The organism is Spirosoma pulveris (genome assembly GCF_054781875.1).
On record NZ_BAAGTO010000004.1, the window covers coordinates 345,094 to 362,832 of the forward strand.

Consider the following 17,739-nt stretch of genomic DNA (forward strand, 5'->3'; position numbering starts at 1 on the left):
TGTGTTCTCCCTGTTCGGTGTTTAAACCTATTTTTTAAGAATACGCGTAATCGTTATACGGTTTTAAGCGATTTTGCTGTTGACGTATAAAAGCAACTTCCCGCTCAACGTATGCCCTTTCGCTTTGTTATTTTGGCCGCTTTTAGCCTGTTTGTTTTCACAACGTCTGCTCAGGTAACGGATCGTTTTGCCATTATTCCCAAACCGGCTCAGCTCGAAGCGGGTACCGGCCAGTTTACTCTTAATAACGCCACAACGATTGCCGTACCCGCCGGACAACCCGAACTCAAAGCCATTGCCGATACGCTCGCGAACAAGCTGAATCGCACCGCCGGGCTCAATATTTCCGTTCGAACAGCCTCCGGTCCAACGGGTAACAGCGTTCAATTCGTGCCCGTAACCGATGCTGCACTGGGAGACGAAGGCTACCGCATCAACGTAACCGAAACCCGTGTAACGCTCGAAGCGTCTAGCGCCAATGGCTTTTTTTACGCTGTTCAGACGATATACCAACTGTTGCCTAATGCCCTTACCCCCCTGCCTTTAACCCTGCCCACTTGCCGGATTCAGGACCAGCCGCGTTACCGGTATCGTGGGATGAACCTCGACGTGAGTCGGCATTTCTTCTCGGTGGAGTACATTAAGAAGTACCTCGACTTGATGGCCCTGCATAAGTTCAACAACTTTCACTGGCACTTGACCGACGACCAGGGGTGGCGGATTGAAATCAAAAAATACCCCAAACTGACGGAGGTTGGCGCCCAACGACGCGAAACTATTATCGGCCATTACGATGACTCCGACCCACAGGTGTTCGATGGAAAACCGTATGGTGGCTATTACACCCAGGACGACATTCGGGAAGTGGTGCGGTACGCGGCTACGAAATACATTAACGTCGTGCCCGAAATTGAGCTGCCCGGCCATGCACTGGCAGCACTGGCATCGTATCCCGAACTGGGCTGTTCGCCGACAGGGCTCAATGGACGGCCGTATCAGGTGGCCACCAAATGGGGTGTATTTGAAGACGTCTTCTGCCCGACAGAAAAGACGTTTGCCTTTCTGGAAGACGTGCTGACCGAAGTAATGAGCCTGTTTCCGGGAAAATACATTCACATTGGCGGGGACGAATGCCCGAAGACCGCCTGGCGAAAAAGCGCGTTTTGCCAGCAACTGATTCGGCAGAAAGGACTGAAAAATGAGTTTGGATTACAGCGCTATTTTGTGAACCGGATCGATAAGTTCGTAACGGCAAAAGGGCGACGGATCATTGGCTGGGACGAGATTCTGGAAGGCAACGGAACATCGCTCCGCCTGTCGCCCAACGCGACCGTTATGAGCTGGCGCGGGACAAAATACGGCCTCGACGCAGCCCGCAAACAGCACGACGTGATCATGACACCCGGCCAGTACTGCTATTTCGACCATTTTCAGGGCGACCCGGCCACGCAACCAACGGGCTTTGGCGGGTCGCTGCCGCTGTCGATGGTGTATTCGTATAACCCAACGCCCGCGACCTTGTCGCCTGCTGAAGCGTCGCATATTCTGGGCGTTCAGGCCAACCTCTGGACGGAGTACATCGACACCCCCGATCAGGCCGAGTACATGCTCTGGCCCCGCGCAGCCGCCCTGGCCGAAATAGCCTGGAGCCCACTAGAACAGAAAAACTACGACGACTTCACCCGCCGGCTGACGATTCATTTCGACCGACTTACAGCGTTAAACGTTAATTTTGCCCGGACGTTTTTCGACGCGAAACCATCGGCCAAACCTACCGCAGAAGGCAATGTCGTCATAACGGTAACGCCAAGTAAGGAGTCGTTGACTGTACCGGCTTCTGTCGTTCGGTATACGCTGGATGGCAGCATTCCCTCGGGCGAGTCGCCCCGGTATGAGCAGCCTTTACGTCTCGACAAATCGACGCCGGTTCGGGTGGCCACGTTTTCGGGTAACCGGCCGCTGAGCCAGTTGGCAAATGTACAGGCCGAGTACATCGTGTCGAAGGCAACGGGTAAAGCATACACGCTGCTGTATGGGCCCACGACCGGCCGTCCCGACCGGAATTTCATGCTTACCGATGGCACGACCGGCAGCATGGGCGGCTATGAAGTGGCGGGTGTCGTTTCGTTCATCAATGATTTTGGCGCTGTCCTCGACCTCGGGCAGTCGCAGTCAGTACAAAGCGTTCGGGTAGGTTTTTTGAAATATACCGCTCGGAATATCTGTCTGCCCAAAGAAGTCGAGATTGCCGTTTCTGAGGATGGAACGACGTTTACACCGGTGCTGACGACGAAAACAAACGCGGCCGAAGGGGGCAAACGAGGCATGGCCCGACTTCCGTTCGACTTTGCGCCAACGACCGCACGCTATGTTCGTATCATTGCCAGAAACGTTCGGCAGGTTCCGGCGGGGCTGCGCAATCCGGGCAAAACGGCGCAATTGGCCGTGGATGAGATCGAGGTGGAATAGGTAACTGTGGCACGACGCTAAGCGAAAATTCCATAAGGTATTCTGAGGTCGCTTAAAATAAAACGGACATAGGAAACTATTCAACCATGGGCTTTGGTTAGCAAATCAAACAGGCTGAACAGACAAGTCTGTCTAGCTTTCTTAAAAGATGACTATTAACGGTAAACCAAGACCCGAACCATCAGCCGTACGCCAGCGCATTCTCGATACGGCGGCCCGGCTGTTTCATCGGCAAGGGTATAACTCAACGGGTATCAATCAACTTATTGAGGAGGCTGGGGTGGCTAAAGCGAGTCTCTACCAGCATTTCAAGACAAAAGATGATATTCTGAAGGCCTATCTGATGGAAACCAGTCAGGTCTGGTTCGAACAGGTAGAAAAGACCATAAGTGGTCCATCGACGACGAAAGAGAAAGTGCTCGCCCTGTTCGATATGCTCGGTGATTATTCAACCAGTGTTGATTTCCGGGGCTGTAATTTTCAGAATGCACTCGTGGAACTGGACATAAACGAGACCGCTACCCGACAGTTTATCCAGGGACATAAATCACGCATGGGCCAGGTGTTTGCTGACTTACTACCGACCGCCGGCCCGGATGTTGCCGACGAAGTGACACTGCTCTTCGAAGGTGCGTTGATCACCAGCCAGCTCTTCCATAATCTGGAGCCGATTCAGACGGCCCGGCGTATTGTGGAGCGAATGCTCTAATTTTTTTACCCTTATGCAGACAGACCGGTCTGTATTGTATGAATACTTACTCTAAATCAACTAAAGCGATGGACACGATGGATGAAATTAATGACGAAACCCCTTTTGTACGGGAAGAATGTGGCGACACGATGTGGGATGACGTACTGGCCGAAAAAGAACAGCAGGAAGCTAAGCGCTTGCCTTTGCCACCCTTTACGCTCGAAACGGCTCTGCAAAAAGTGCAACTGGCAGAAGATGCGTGGAATAGTAAAGATCCCGAAAGAGTAAGTCTGGCTTACACTGTCGATACCGAATGGCGTAATCGAACCGATTTTATCAACGGTCGAGAGGAAGTCAAGGCCTTTTTGACCCATAAATGGGCCAAAGAACTGGATTATCGGCTGAAGAAAGAACTTTGGGGATTCCGGGAGAACCGGATGGCTGTTCGGTTTGAGTACGAGTGGCATGATACCGATGGGCAATGGTATCGCAGCTACGGAAATGAGCTATGGGAATTTGATGAAAACGGGCTCATGAAGAAGCGGTTTGCCAGCATCAACGACGCGCCTATTCTGGAAACCGAACGGCGTATTGGCTAATCATTCAGAACAGTAATCACCTCCACGAAACGCTTAGGCATCATGGCACGCAATTACGCATCATTGGCATTTACGGAGCCGGTCAAAGCGGTACAGGAACGCTATGGCAGTCGGCAAACCTACGACCGCCTTGAACGAAACACCCGATTCGTAGGCTTGACGGACAACGAAATCGACTTCATTGCCGACCGGGATAGCTTTTATCTGGCCAGCTATGGCGAAAACGGCTTTCCTTATATTCAGCATCGGGGTGGCCCCAGGGGCTTCCTGAAGGCCATTGATGACAAAACGCTGGGTTTTGTTGATTTCCGGGGAAACAAGCAATACATCTCAGTAGGCAATGTGCTTACGCACCCGAACGTTTCGCTGATTCTGGTCGATTACGCCCATCAGGCCCGACTGAAACTATACGCAGAAGCCGAGATCGTGGAATTGGCTGACCGACCTGATCTGTTCGCTCTTCTGGACCCTGCCAGCTACAGGCACACCCCCGAACGGATGCTGTTGCTGCACGTAAAAGCGTTTGACTGGAACTGTCCGCAGCACATCACCCCGCGCTATACCCTGGACGAAATCAATGGGTTACTGGCCAGCCAACGTGCCCATATCGCCCACCTGGAAGCGGAAATAAAACGGTTGCAGGGTACATAAAATCAAGGGATAACAGCAGTCGAAATCAGATTTAGCCGACGATTATTAAGCGAAATGGTTGTTTTTCCGACAAAACGCTTGCTTCTTGTAGCTATATATTATAGTTCATGTCTGACAACCTACCGAACTCCCTTTCTACGGCCGATGTGGCCAACGAGCCGACAGAATTTAAACGGTCGCTAAGCCTGCTCGACTCTACGCTGATTGTTTCCGGCTCCATGATTGGTTCCGGCGTCTTCATCGTCACCGCCGATATGGCCCGTAACCTGGGTTCGTCGGGCTGGCTATTGATGCTCTGGGTGCTTACGGGCGTGCTAACCGTGGCGGCAGCCTTGAGCTATGGCGAACTCGCGGGCATGATGCCCAAAGCGGGGGGGCAGTACATCTATATTCAACGCGCATACGGCCACCTGACCGGTTTTGTATACGGCTGGACGGTCTTCACAGTTATTCAGACGGGCACCATTGCGGCCGTGGCCGTTGCCTTTACCAAATACACCGCCGTGTTTGTTCCGGCCCTCGGCCCCGACAATGTTCTGCTGGCCCTCGGCCCGATCAAGGTCACGCTGGGGTCGCTGTTTGCCATTTCCAGCCTGGTATTGCTGACCTGGCTCAATAGCCGTGGGGTACAGAGCGGTAAATTGATTCAGAACGTATTTACGTCGGCTAAGCTGATCGCGTTGCTTGGTCTGATTATCGTTGGGATCACCATCGGCCTGAGTACGGGTCTGCTATCGACCAACCTGACTAATGCCTGGGCGGCCAGTACGGTTACCGCCACGGGTGAGGTGCTGCCGCTGGCGGGTATCGCGCTGGTGCTGGCCTTCGGTACGTCGATGATCGGGTCGCTGTTTTCGGCCGATGCGTGGAATAATGTCACCTTCATTGCAGGCGAGATCAAGAATCCCCGCCGGAACATTCCGTTGGCGCTGTTCTTTGGAACGCTCATCGTCACTACGATTTACTTTCTGGCCAATGTCTCGTACCTGTCGCTGCTGCCGCTGAAAGGACTGCCAACGGCTACGGATATTATGGGGCGTGGTATTCAGTTTGCCGATGCCGACCGGGTGGCTACGGCTGCCGTCGAAACAGTATTCGGGAACGTGGCCGTGGCCGTTATGGCGGTACTGATCATGGTGTCGACATTCGGCTGTAACAACGGGCTGATTCTGGCCGGAGCGCGGTTGTACTACGCCATGGCAAAAGACGGTCTGTTCATCAAACAAGCGTCGCACCTGAACAAAAACGCGGTGCCGGGTCGGGCACTGTGGCTGCAATGCATCTGGGCCTCGCTCTTGTGCCTGTCGGGCAAATACGGCGATTTACTGGACTACTGCACCTTTGCGTCGCTGCTGTTCTACATCGTCACCATTACGGGGCTGTTCCGGCTGCGTCGGACGGAGCCGGATGCGGAGCGGCCGTACCGGGCGTTCGGGTATCCGGTGGTACCGGCCCTGTACATCGTGGCGGGCCTGACCATCTGCGGAATTCTGCTCTATACCAAAACCTTCAATACGGGCATGGGCCTGCTCATTGCCGGGCTGGGTATTCCGGTCTATTTCTTCACGAAACGGAGCTAGTTTGATAGTTTAACGCATCTGTTGCGTTACAACTAGCCATTTTGAACCAATAAAGGCCGTAACTTACTGAGTTACGGCCTTTATTGGTTATGGAGTATCGCGCGCCCATGGGCTGTCGTCAGGAGATAGCATAAGGAGTTTTTGCCGTTTTGCACGAACGACCCATTTAGTTGTATATCTCCTGTTCTTAATAGTACTCCAATTCCGTAACGTCCCCATTTTGACGGATACGTACTGGTAAGCCATCAGAGCGGTATTCATAGGTTAAACCCGGAGCTAACTGCGTATTGCGGCTTAGAAATAGGGCAGCAGGATAGTAAACCGTGTTAAAATAGGGGTTACGGCCCGTGTCATACGCGTAGGTAAACGTGCGGTCAGATAAGTCAGGAGACGCTACGCTGCTTTGTTCTCGGATAGCTATCACATTGGCACGGCTGTCGTACGTAAGTGTTTGGGTAACTGCCAATACGTCCTTGGCATCGTACCGCAGCACGTTTATAAGTTGCCCCTGCGCGTTATACGCATACACGCTTTTACTACGAAAATCCCAGTTTCCATTCAGCTTAAGATACGTCCGGCTTTCAGTAATACGCCCGGCTGCGTCGGTTGATAGCTCGTTGTAACTCGTCCATTCTACCGGGCCAGTACAATTATAGACACTGGAGTACCCGCAGTTATTGGCGAATTGCTGTACATAAAGTAAGCGGCCATCCTTGTCGTAACGATACTGAACGGCTGATTCCACGGCATCAAAACGGAAAAGTCGCCATTCGATTAACTGGCCGCGCTCATTATAACGCCATTCACCACTGGTTTTGCCGTTCTGGGTTTCACGCTTTAGACGACCGGCGGCAGCGCTACCCTCTTGAATCGATTGGTACGTAGTAGGCAGGTCGGCAAGGGATGTAACAGGAGCATCCAGGGGTGAGACGTTACTTTGCTCCCGGCAACTAACGGTAAGCAGTAAAAGACTTACAAACGTAGAAAAGCAGCGCATAAAGATTTTTGTTAAAAGTAACGCACAAAACACAGACCCTTAACGACCGTAAAGGGTTGGTTGATAAGACCACATGGCAAACCTGCACTTCTACATTGTTACTATGACGGGGCTGCGCCGGACGGAGCCGGATGTGGAGCGGCCTTACCGGTCGTTCGGGTATCTGCAGGAAGGTAACCTTTGGGCGGTCATGAGTATCCCGACAACTATTCGGCGCACAGGCGGTTTGTGAAGCATAGACATACGGGCTGATGACAAACTTTCAGGAGAATGAAACATTACGCATGGAAGCCTTCAGCGATGGTGTTTTCGCGATTGATATTACGTTGCTCACCTTCCAGCTTAAAGCTCCCAGCCTGAAAGACGCCACTTCCAGCTACAATCTGGGTATTGCGCTGCTGCATCAGTGGCCTAATTACATTGCGTATTTTATTAGTTTCACGAGCATCTTTATCATCTGGCTCAATCACCACCGGATGTACAACGTGGTTCGGCGGAGCGATGTCCGGTTCATGTTCTACAATGGGTTGCTGTTGCTGCTGGTTAGTATCGTGCCTTTCACGACCTCCCTGCTGGCCGACTACCTGAATACCCCTGCCCACCAGCTTTCGTCGGCGTTGTACCTGTTTCTGTTCTCCGGAATATCCTTTACGCTGTTCTGCATGTGGAACTACGCCACTAAAGATTTTCACCTGCTCAAACGCCCGGCGGCTCATGTACGTGTTCAGTCCGTTCGATCGAGTTTACTCATTAGTACCGTTGTCTATTTCGTTGCCACCGGGTTGTCGTTTCTGGTGCCGTTTCTGAGTGTTCTGGTGGGTTTGGGCATGGTCGTTTACCTGTCCCGGTTAAAATATCACCGCGACCGGGTCGTTTAATAATATAGTATTACTATGGTATTTATAGATAAATTTCGTTCTCTCTGGATTGGGTTGCTGATCGGCCTGGTGAGCGCCTGTACCGGCGTCGGCCCAACAGCCAATCTGTTCCGCCCGTCGTCGCCCCACGACCAGTACGGGCAGTCGCTCAAACAGGCCAAACTTGATCAGACGGCTCTCGGCACCGACTGGCTCTCGGCCGGTGAGCGTGCCCTTCAGGATTCGCTCAAGATCACGGTTCCGTACCGCGAAAGCGGCTATTTCGCGGCTAACAAAGCTTTTGCCGTGGGCTATCGGCTCGATGCCCAGCGGGGCGACCGGTTTCTGGTACAGGTCGAAACAAAAGGCCAGAAGGAAACACAGGTGTTTATTGATGTATTCGCGCTGGAGAGTCGGGGAAAAAGCAGTCTGATCGCGGCTTCCAAAGCAGATACCAACGTGCTCGCGTGGGAACCCCGCCGAACGCAGACGTACCTGATTCGCATTCAGCCCGAACTGTTACGGACAGGGAGCTACACGATTTCCATCACCCGCGAACCCGCCCTGAGCTTTCCCGTTAAGGGGCGCGACAGCCGCCAGATCAGCAGCTTCTTCGGTGTGGCGCGGGATGGAGGTCGTCGACGGCATGAAGGGGTCGATATTTTTGCGCCCCGGGGCACTCCCGCACTGGCTTCGGTCGATGGCGTTATTTCGGGGGTGGGCGTGAGCAAACTGGGCGGTAACGTGGCCTTCCTGACCGATAATGACCGCAACATCCGGCTCTATTACGCCCACCTCGACCGCTGGAACGTCACCAATGGGCAGCGGGTATCCATTGGCGATACGGTTGGGTTCATTGGCAACACCGGCAATGCCCGTACCACGGGGCCGCACCTGCATTTTGGTATTTACGGCTTTACGGATGGCGCCACCGATCCCCTGCCGTTTATTCGGATGGGACGTGGCCCGGCGCGTCAATCGTTGCTGTCGGCCAACCGGCTTGGTGATTCGGTGCGGGTATCAGCGGTCCGATCTGTCGTTCGGTCGTCGCCCGGCAGTGAAGGTGCTGCGCTGCGTGAAGTAGCTAAATCAACGGCGCTTACTGTTCTTGGCGGAACTGAATCCTGGCTGCGGGTCGAGTTGCCGGACGGCCTGACCGGCTATGTCGCGAGTAGCGCCACCGAAGCCGAAAAACGCCCACTCCGGCGTCTGGTATTGCCTACATCGCGGCCCCTGCTGGACGCTGCCGACGCACAGGCCGCCACGATCGCTACCTTACCGACGGGTGTGGCTGTTGACGTGCTGGCCACGGCCAACCCGTTTCAACTGGTTCGTAGTCCGGATGGGCAAACGGGCTGGGTGATGGTGGGGCCGTGAGGATGGGATGATCCGACGGACGCTTCGGGCACTAAACACAACAGCCCGTCCGAGCAATCGGACGGGCTGTTGCCTTATGTTATTAGCTACTTCTTAAGCTGTTTGCTTCAGGCTCTGTACTTTGGTCAGGGCTTCTTCCAACTGGGTAAGCTGCTTCTGCAAATCTTCTTTGATGTAAGCCGGGATATGATCTTTCTCGATGGCATCTTTGTACGACTCAACGGCCGCGCTCTCGCCAAACTCAACCGAACTCAATACCGTTTCTTTATCTTTTCCCGTGATGGCGGCTTTGATGTCGATCCAGGCACGGTGAATTTTGCTCGATATATCCGTAGACGTCGCGTCAGATACCGCCAGACCGTCGATGCGAACGATGTGTTCGGCCAACTGGCTGCGGAAATTCTGGCTCTGGACAACGTAGTGCCGGAAGAGGTCGTCTAACTGCGGGTCCTGTGTATCGTCAATCGCTTTTTCGTACCCCTGAATGCGGTCATTATTGATTTTGACCAACTCATTGAGATCGTCAACAATTTCTTTATTCGTAATCATAACAGTCAGTTTTCTATAGTTGTGAACTTTATCTACAACTACAACCGCGACTGATTGTTTATCGGGCGGTATTGGTTTTACGGAAAGATAATATGCGGGCGCATTATCGAACAAACGGCCTGCTCATCCCTTCACTTACCCCACTACTCACAAGTAACTGCCGAAATTCGGCGGGTGTCTGGCCGGTTTGTTTTTTGAAAAAACGAACAAAGTAAGATGGGTCGCTGAACCCCAGTTGAAAGCCTATTTCCTTAACGGATTGGGTCGTATGCGTCAGCAACCGCTGCGTCTCGATCAGCAGTCGTTCCTGCCAGAGCTGGCTGGCGGTTTTGCCAACCACGAGTCGGCAGATATGATTGAGGTAATTGGGGGTAAGGTTCATCTGGCTGGCATAGGCACTTACTTCCCGAACGGTGAGAAACTGGTTTTCGAGCAGTTCTTCGTACTGCCGAACGCGGTCGTACAGGTGGGTATCTGTCCCGATCTGCTGCTCATGATACAGTCGGCTGGCGGTTTCCAGCAGGATATGGACGAACGACAGAAATACGTCGGATCGGTTGGCTTGGTGGGCTTCGTATTCCTGATAGGCATACGCCAGCAGATCGGCGAACAGCGCCGGTTGCGGAATCGCCGATAGCAGCGGCTGGTGCTGGTGCGAATGAAAGAACGGGTATTGGTAAAGCCGGTTGCCAAATCGCCCTTTGAAAAAATTAGCGTCGAAGAACAAGTTGAATCCCTGCGTATCGGCCGAAAGCGCCCAGCTATGCACCTGTCCCGGTGTTAGAAAATAAAGCTGGTTGGGTTCGATGGCGTACGTTTTGAAGTCGATGGTGTGCGTGCCGCTGCCCCGGCTGATCCACATGACCAGATAAAACGTGTGTGTGTGCGACTTGTCGATTCCTTTAAACTCCTGAACCAGCCGCTCCAGCCGGATCATGTAGAACGGCTTGTCGGGTTCGTGCCGCGGAAATGACCGAAGTTGATAAACCGGAACGGCAGAATCGGACGCGGGTTGTTTAGTTTTCATAGATCCCGGTTACCCGGCGGGTTCACCAATCCAGCCCTTAGAGTTTTGCGGAGGTAACACTTCGGATGCGTACCCTGGCCCCTTGCTCCCGGTTAGTCTGGCTGGCGGAGTTGGTCAGCGATATCTGAGAAATGACGCCGTTCCAGCCCGGAAGCTGGCTGGTGTTGATCTCGTAAGTCCGAAACTGCCCATCGCCCACAATCGGAAAATCGGTGTACCGATCCTGAAAGGGCATGAAGTCATATTCATCCGGCTTACGCCAGGAGAACCGCGCCGTTGAGCCCTGGGTTTTGAATGCCGCCTGAATATAGATTTTAGAGACATTCTCCGCGTACCAGAACGTCAGGGGCGCACAAATCCGAAAATCCTCGGGGTTAGTTTCGTTGCGGGACCACTTTACGTTCAACTCATTCTGAATCGGCCAGCCTTTATCCGTTGTATTCACGTAATACCAGCCCTGCCGATCTTTCACAAAATTATAATCCGGACCCGACGGGGGGCGGGGCTGGCTGTACACGTACTGCCGGATATCCGTCAGGGTACCCACAATGAGCGTGTATTCGAAGTCATAGACCCCATTATGATCGATGACCCAGAAATCTTCGCTGTTGATGTAGCCTGCCGATACGTCGAACTCCCCGCCAACGTGCGGGATGCCAAACCCCGCCGTTCTGAACCGTACTTCTCGGGCTTTGAAAAGGCCCACGCCCCGGCCTTTTTCGTTGAGCAGAGCCGCCCAGTTTTCTGTGCCGTAGCGGTTGATCACGTTCCGATCCGTAAATTCGGAGACGGCATCGTTGGTGAAAGGTTTCAGACCTGTGTAACAGAACATGCGGTCGTAGGGGCCATTCAGGTAAACGCAGGGTGTTTCCTGGGTGCGGGCGTCGTACTGCGTGGTATCGGCCCGGTTGACCGTTACCCGGCAACGGACGTTCACCCGGTTGTCCTTAATGTCGTACCAATGCTCGAACGTACATTCGGCGGGTTCGTCGAACAAAGGCCAGATGAGTGGTATCGTCTTAACGTAGATGAGGTTATCCGTCTGCTGGTAGCTAACGATACGGGCTGGGTGCAGGAAGTAATCACCCGCCTGAACGGGGTTCCAGCCGAGGTATTTCCAGGCTTCGACCGGATTTTTGCCATTCTGGCTGTACGGATACGGACCAGCATAAATGGATGTCTGAATCTGACGGCCCAAATCGGGGTTGTTAACCATATTCTCGCTGCTGCCCGCTTCGGCCAGATACGTAATGGCGCCACCCATGTTGAGGTCGATGCCAAACCGGATTTTATCGTTAGCCAGAAAAAGTCGTTTCTGGGCCGACGGTTGCTGCTGGCCCGGCAGGCCGCCTGATGGGGGCGGGGCTACCGGCGGGGCATAAGGCGAAGTGGACGGGTAATCACGAACACAGGTAACGGCCAGACAACTGATCAGTACACAAAAAAGTAGAACGTAAGGACGTACCATGAAGAGTGAAGTGAGAAAGCCAACCCGTCAAAATTAAAATATGCCTACCCCTTTTGCAACAATGGCTATCCAGTGGTACCATTAATATGGGTTGTTGATTACTTTTTAGTTAAAAGTGTAAAAAAATGATGAATACTCTGTTCCTTTCCCCGCTATGCGCTACTTTTGCAGGATTTTTGGGTATCCGTCAGCGGTCTACCAACAATCGTTGTCTTGTTCATTAAAGAATAAAAAGCCAGTGTTCCTATGGGATCGCCCGAGTATCGGGTAACCGGAATACCGAAGCGGTCCATTCTCCCACTGAAAAATGCCAAAAAACTCCAACATTCGTTCCGTTCTGATCATTGGCTCAGGTCCTATTGTGATCGGCCAGGCTTGTGAATTTGATTATGCCGGTTCGCAGGCTGCCCGTTCCATCCGCGACGAAGGCATCGAAGTGTCGTTGATCAACTCCAATCCGGCCACGATCATGACCGATCCGATCAATGCCGATTACGTGTACCTGCTGCCGCTGGAGAAGAAGTCCATTGTCGATATCCTGAAAAAACATCAGGAGATGGGCAAACCGATTGATGCAGTATTGCCTACAATGGGTGGACAAACGGCATTGAACCTGGCTATCGACTGCGATAAGGCGGGCATCTGGAAAAAATACGATGTTCAGATTATCGGGGTTGACATCAAAGCCATTGAAACGACCGAAGACCGGGAGAAATTCCGGCTGCTGATGCTGCAATTGGGCGCGGGCGTTTGTAAAGGCCGCACGGCTCGCTCGTTTCTGGAAGGGAAAGAAATAGCGCAGGAAATTGGCTTCCCGCTCGTGATCCGGCCGTCGTTTACGCTCGGCGGAACGGGGGGCGGCTTCGTCAACCGTCCCGAAGATTTCGACAAGGCACTCACCGCTGGTTTGCATGCATCGCCCGTTCATGAAGTGCTGGTGGAACAAAGCGTGATGGGCTGGAAAGAATATGAGCTGGAGCTGCTGCGCGATAACAACGGCAACTTCGTGATCATCTGCTCCATCGAGAACTTCGATCCGATGGGGATTCATACCGGCGACAGCATCACCGTGGCCCCGGCCATGACCCTGCCCGACACGCTGTACCAGAAAATGCGCGACCTGGCCATTACCGTAATGGGCGGCATCGGGCAGTTTGCCGGTGGCTGTAACATCCAGTTCTCGGTCAATCCGCAAACGGACGATATCATCGTTATTGAAGTAAACCCACGGGTAAGCCGTTCGTCGGCGCTGGCGTCGAAAGCAACGGGCTATCCCATTGCCAAGATTGCCGCTAAAATGGCCATCGGCTACAACCTCGATGAGCTGATGAACCCCATTACGGGAACGACTTCGGCTTTCTTTGAGCCTGCTATCGACTACGTGATCGTGAAAGTGCCCCGCTGGAACTTCGACAAGTTTCCGGGTGCCGACCGCTCGCTGGGTCTGCAAATGAAGTCCGTTGGCGAAACGATGGGCATTGGCCGTAATTTCCAGGAAGCGCTGCAAAAAGCCTGTCAGTCGCTCGAAATCCGGCGCAACGGGCTTGGCGCAGACGGGCACGAACTCACCGACCGCAACGCCCTGACCGAAAGCCTGCAACACCCAAGCTGGAACCGGCTGTTCCATATCTACGATGCCTTTAAGGCGGGTATGTCGTTCCGCACCATCCAGCAGTTGACCAAAATTGATCCCTGGTTCCTGCACCAGATCGAAGAACTGATCGAGCTGGAGCGCGAAATCCAGCAGTACGATCTGGACGACCTTCCGCCCGAACTGCTGCGCATTGCCAAGCAGAAAGGATATGCCGACCGACAACTGGCGCACCTGTTGCAGGTAAAAGAAAGTAAAATCTATCAGTACCGTCAGGCGCACAACATTCGTCGGGTGTATAAATGCGTGGATACCTGCGCGGCCGAATTTGAGGCCAAAACGCCGTACTATTATTCGACGTTCAACAACCAGGTACCCATCACGACGGATCATGCCGAGCCGGTTTCCGACCTCCCCGGCAACGAATCGATTCGGAGCAACCGCAAGAAGATCGTCGTGCTGGGTTCCGGCCCGAACCGCATTGGGCAGGGTATCGAGTTCGACTACTCCTGCGTACACGGCGTGTTGGCCGCCAAAGAGGCCGGGTACGAAACTATCATGATTAACTGCAATCCTGAAACCGTTTCGACCGACCCCGATATTGCCGATAAACTGTACTTCGAACCGGTTTTCTGGGAGCACGTTCACGCCATCATCATGCACGAGCAGCCGGAAGGTGTGATTGTGCAGCTGGGCGGGCAGACGGCCCTGAAAATGGCCGAAAAACTGACGCGCTACGGCATTAAAATCATCGGCACCAGTTGGGAAGCCCTCGACCTGGCCGAAGACCGGGGCCAGTTTTCGAGCCTGCTGCGCGACCTTGGGATTCCTTACCCCAAATTCGGAACGGTACGGGAGTCGGAAGGGGCGCTGGAACTCTCGCGTGAGTTAGGGTTCCCGCTGCTGGTTCGCCCGAGCTACGTGCTGGGCGGTCAGAACATGAAGATTGTGATCAACGAGAACGAGCTGGAACAGCATGTCATGAAAATCCTTCAGGATATTCCGGACAATAATATCCTGCTCGACCACTTCCTCGAAAACGCCATCGAAGCCGAAGCCGATGCCATCTGCGATGGCGAAGACGTGTACATCATCGGGATCATGGAGCACATCGAACCGGCGGGTATCCACTCCGGCGACTCGTATGCCGTGCTGCCCACCTTCGATCTGAGCGAAAACGTGATTCGGCAAATTGAAGAGCACACGAAAAAGATTGCCGTTGCCCTCAAGACGGTCGGGCTGATCAACATTCAGTTCGCCATCAAAAACGAGGTGGTCTACATTATCGAAGCCAACCCCCGCGCCAGCCGCACGGTACCGTTTATCTGCAAAGCCTACCAGGAGCCGTATGTAAACTACGCCACCAAGGTGATGCTGGGCGATAAGAAGGTGAAGGATTTTGATTTCAAGCCCGTTAAAAAGGGGTACGCCATCAAGATTCCGGTGTTCTCGTTTAGCAAGTTCCCCAACGTAAACAAGGAACTCGGCCCGGAAATGAAATCGACCGGCGAAGGCATCTATTTCATCGACGACCTGACGGACGATTATTTCCAGAAAGTCTACTCCGAGCGGAATCTGTACCTGAGCCGGTAGGGGGAAGGGTTACTTTATGGAATTGCCAGTTGAGCCACATCTAAACAGGTGTGGCTCAATTAGTTTAAGAACTCAGTGTTTTCTTGCGATTCGCGGTTATAAGAGGGCTATTTATGATATACTCTTAAAACAGATTAGTTATAACAGTTGTGCCTGTTGAACTGGATGATAAATTGGCCGAAGAGTTGAAGCAGATAGCTGAGTCACTACAGACCAGTGAAGTTGACCAGATAAAAAAGGCTGTTGACAATTTTCTGCGTCAGCAGCGGATGGATCGCATTCGGACAGAAATAAAACCCTACGCTGAAGAGGCCGGCTTTTTAACTGAAGAAGATACCTATCGGGAAATATCCAATGTACCCGCGTAGAAGAATCGTCTATGACAGCCTGGACGGAGCCACGCCGTACGTTTTCTTGAAGGCGAACGAAAAGTGCGACAGGTCTTCGAACCCCAGGTCCAGATAGACCTCCGACGGGGCTTTGCCTTTTTCTTTGATCAGATAGTACGCTTCCTGCAGACGTCGGTGAACGAGCCAGTTACTCGGCGACTGATGGAATATTTTTTCAAAGTCCCGTTTGAACGTGGCCAGACTCCGACCGGTGAGGTAGGCGAACCGTTTTAGCTCCACGTTAAAGTGAAAATTTTTATTCATGAAGGCCTCCAGGTCGATCTTGCCCGGTTCGGTAAAATCGAACAGCACATCGGCCAGCTCGGGGTTCGTCTTTAGCAGGATGAAGATCGCTTCCCGTAATTTCAGGGAAAGCAGGTTTTCGTTCCCCGGCTGCTGTAGTTGATGATATGGCCTCAACGACTCGATGTAACTGGTAAAGAGTTCGTTTGAGGGTAGGCGCACAATGGGCGAACTGTGGTGCGGCTTTTCCGATTTGTAGCCGTACTCGATACTGAACTGCCGGAGGGTATGCTGATCGAGGTAAACGGACAGCGACTTGTACTCGCCGTGTTGGGGAGGCTGCTTGCTGAATTTAACGAGCTGATTTCGTTGACTGAGCCTGAAATCCCCTTCGTTAAAGATGTATGTGTTTTCCCCATCGTTCATGGTTACGGACCCCGCCATCTGGTAGCTGAATACATGCTCTGGTACAAACTGCTCACCTTCACGACTGCGGGCGAAATAGCAGGAATACAGAATTTGAGGAAGTTTAGTATCGTCGCGTTCGGGCATCGTTCTGGCCGTTATAAAGAATCGGGTGAAACTAGTGCGGGTTCCGGGAATACTGATTGTTATCCTTATCGTGGCCTCAATTTCTTAAAACTGACGCCACGATAAGGATAACAATCACAAATTGAAAAGAGATCGCCTTTACTTCTTCCGGGTGAACAGTTTACCCAGTTCTGTTTCAAAGAAGTTGGCCGATTCGTCGTGATCGGTGGAAATCGTGACGGGCAGCCACGTATCGAATTCGGCTTTTCGGGCGGTATCGGCCTGCTGAAGCAGACTGGCTGCTTCGCTGCCGAGGATCAGGTGGGCGGGCGGTTCCGGGTGGTCCACCAGATCGACCATCACTTTCGCGGCTTTTTCCGGATCGCCAACGGGCACAAAGCTGCCGCTCCTGAAGTAGCTGGCCCGCTGGTCTACGGTACTTTCATACCCTTCGATGTGCGGAGCGTAGGTCATGGATTCGCCACTCCAGTCGGTGCGGAAGCCACCGGGCTCTACGCTGGTGACGTGTATGCCAAGGGGAGCAACTTCTTCGCGCAGCGCTTCACTGAATCCACTCAGGCCAAATTTAGCGGCCTGATAGACGGAAACACTCGCCCGCCCAACTCGTCCGCCTATCGAACTAATTTGCAGAATTCGCCCCGCCCGCTGCCGACGCATGTGGGGCAATACGGCGCGGGTTATTTCGATGGGCGCATACAGGTTCGTTTTCAATTGACTGCGTACCTGCTCGTCTGTAAAAGCCTCTGCAGCACCGGTTATGCCAAAACCGGCGTTGTTGACCAGTACGTCGATGCGCCCGAAGTGGGCTATTGTCTGTTCTACCGCAGCATGGATCTGCACGTTATCCGTTACATCCAGCTGGATAGGATAGATCTGATCCGGATAGCGGGACACTAAATCCGCTAACTGGTTTGGGTTGCGGGCTGTAGCCGCTACGGCATCGCCTTTGGCCAGCACAGCCTCCGTAAGATTACGTCCCAGTCCTCTGGAACTGCCGGTGATAAACCAAATTTTTCTCATTGTCGTTGACGTTATTGTCTGACAAAATTCGGGTTTATCGGAGCGGCTCACTTTGCTGAAACGCTCAAAGTTGCTTTGTTGAACGG

Annotated in this window: 16 protein-coding genes; 10 read left to right on the top strand and 6 right to left on the bottom strand. The window is 53.0% G+C overall.

Annotation, left to right across the window (positions count from 1 at the left end; genetic code table 11):
* Nucleotides 1-111: 111 nt before the first annotated feature.
* The 5 genes from ACYVJM_RS17270 (at nucleotide 112) to ACYVJM_RS17290 (ending at nucleotide 5,990) form a co-directional block, all read left to right on the top strand.
* Nucleotides 112-2,469: a glycoside hydrolase family 20 protein gene (locus ACYVJM_RS17270; protein ID WP_461149472.1), complete on the top strand. Its 2,358-nt coding sequence runs from the start codon at nucleotides 112-114 to the stop codon at nucleotides 2,467-2,469.
* Between the two features lie 148 nt (nucleotides 2,470-2,617).
* Nucleotides 2,618-3,178, top strand: a complete 561-nt coding sequence (locus tag ACYVJM_RS17275; protein WP_461149473.1) for a TetR/AcrR family transcriptional regulator — start codon at nucleotides 2,618-2,620, stop codon at nucleotides 3,176-3,178.
* A 38-nt stretch (nucleotides 3,179-3,216) separates the two neighbouring features.
* Nucleotides 3,217-3,759: a nuclear transport factor 2 family protein gene (locus tag ACYVJM_RS17280; protein ID WP_461149474.1), complete on the top strand. Its 543-nt coding sequence runs from the start codon at nucleotides 3,217-3,219 to the stop codon at nucleotides 3,757-3,759.
* Nucleotides 3,760-3,801: 42 nt separating this feature from the next.
* Nucleotides 3,802-4,410: a pyridoxamine 5'-phosphate oxidase family protein gene (locus tag ACYVJM_RS17285; protein ID WP_461149475.1), complete on the top strand. Its 609-nt coding sequence runs from the start codon at nucleotides 3,802-3,804 to the stop codon at nucleotides 4,408-4,410.
* A gap of 107 nt (nucleotides 4,411-4,517) precedes the next feature.
* On the top strand, nucleotides 4,518-5,990 hold the full coding sequence (locus ACYVJM_RS17290) for an APC family permease (protein ID WP_461149476.1): 1,473 nt from the start codon (nucleotides 4,518-4,520) through the stop codon (nucleotides 5,988-5,990).
* A gap of 187 nt (nucleotides 5,991-6,177) precedes the next feature.
* On the opposite strand, the gene ACYVJM_RS17295 is transcribed toward ACYVJM_RS17290, so the two are convergent.
* Entirely contained in the window at nucleotides 6,178-6,987 is an 810-nt protein-coding gene (locus ACYVJM_RS17295) for a hypothetical protein (protein ID WP_461149477.1), read from the bottom strand.
* A 73-nt stretch (nucleotides 6,988-7,060) separates the two neighbouring features.
* On the opposite strand from ACYVJM_RS17295, the gene ACYVJM_RS17300 reads away from it, so the two are divergent.
* From ACYVJM_RS17300 to ACYVJM_RS17310, 3 genes are read left to right on the top strand one after another with little or no spacing between them, the layout of a single operon-like run.
* Entirely contained in the window at nucleotides 7,061-7,219 is a 159-nt protein-coding gene (locus ACYVJM_RS17300; RefSeq protein ID WP_461149478.1) for a hypothetical protein, read from the top strand.
* Nucleotides 7,220-7,238: 19 nt separating this feature from the next.
* Nucleotides 7,239-7,865: a TMEM175 family protein gene (locus ACYVJM_RS17305; RefSeq protein WP_461149479.1), complete on the top strand. Its 627-nt coding sequence runs from the start codon at nucleotides 7,239-7,241 to the stop codon at nucleotides 7,863-7,865.
* A 15-nt stretch (nucleotides 7,866-7,880) separates the two neighbouring features.
* Nucleotides 7,881-9,221, top strand: coding sequence for a peptidoglycan DD-metalloendopeptidase family protein (locus tag ACYVJM_RS17310; protein WP_461149480.1), 1,341 nt, complete (start codon nucleotides 7,881-7,883; stop codon nucleotides 9,219-9,221).
* Nucleotides 9,222-9,314: 93 nt separating this feature from the next.
* Here the strand turns inward: ACYVJM_RS17310 and ACYVJM_RS17315 are convergent, their stop codons facing one another.
* The 3 genes from ACYVJM_RS17315 to ACYVJM_RS17325 form a co-directional block, all read right to left on the bottom strand.
* Nucleotides 9,315-9,770, bottom strand: a complete 456-nt coding sequence (locus ACYVJM_RS17315; RefSeq protein ID WP_461149481.1) for a ferritin-like domain-containing protein — start codon at nucleotides 9,768-9,770, stop codon at nucleotides 9,315-9,317.
* 103 nt (nucleotides 9,771-9,873) lie between these two features.
* Nucleotides 9,874-10,797 (bottom strand): helix-turn-helix domain-containing protein, encoded by a 924-nt coding sequence (locus ACYVJM_RS17320; RefSeq protein ID WP_461149482.1) that lies wholly within the window; start codon nucleotides 10,795-10,797, stop codon nucleotides 9,874-9,876.
* Nucleotides 10,798-10,834: 37 nt separating this feature from the next.
* Nucleotides 10,835-12,265, bottom strand: coding sequence for a hypothetical protein (locus ACYVJM_RS17325; RefSeq protein WP_461149483.1), 1,431 nt, complete (start codon nucleotides 12,263-12,265; stop codon nucleotides 10,835-10,837).
* A gap of 307 nt (nucleotides 12,266-12,572) precedes the next feature.
* Here ACYVJM_RS17325 and carB point away from each other — a divergent pair, with 307 nt between their 5' ends.
* Entirely contained in the window at nucleotides 12,573-15,449 is a 2,877-nt protein-coding gene (gene carB, locus ACYVJM_RS17330) for a carbamoyl-phosphate synthase large subunit (RefSeq protein ID WP_461149484.1), read from the top strand.
* 149 nt (nucleotides 15,450-15,598) lie between these two features.
* Nucleotides 15,599-15,817, top strand: a complete 219-nt coding sequence (locus ACYVJM_RS17335) for a hypothetical protein (RefSeq protein ID WP_461149485.1) — start codon at nucleotides 15,599-15,601, stop codon at nucleotides 15,815-15,817.
* Between the two features lie 9 nt (nucleotides 15,818-15,826).
* Here ACYVJM_RS17335 and ACYVJM_RS17340 read toward each other — a convergent pair whose 3' ends face one another.
* Nucleotides 15,827-16,633 carry a helix-turn-helix domain-containing protein gene (locus ACYVJM_RS17340; RefSeq protein WP_461149486.1) on the bottom strand — a complete coding sequence of 269 codons (807 nt, stop codon included), beginning with the start codon at nucleotides 16,631-16,633 and terminating at the stop codon, nucleotides 15,827-15,829.
* Between the two features lie 138 nt (nucleotides 16,634-16,771).
* Nucleotides 16,772-17,653 (bottom strand): oxidoreductase, encoded by an 882-nt coding sequence (locus ACYVJM_RS17345; RefSeq protein ID WP_461149487.1) that lies wholly within the window; start codon nucleotides 17,651-17,653, stop codon nucleotides 16,772-16,774.
* Nucleotides 17,654-17,739 lie beyond the last annotated feature (86 nt).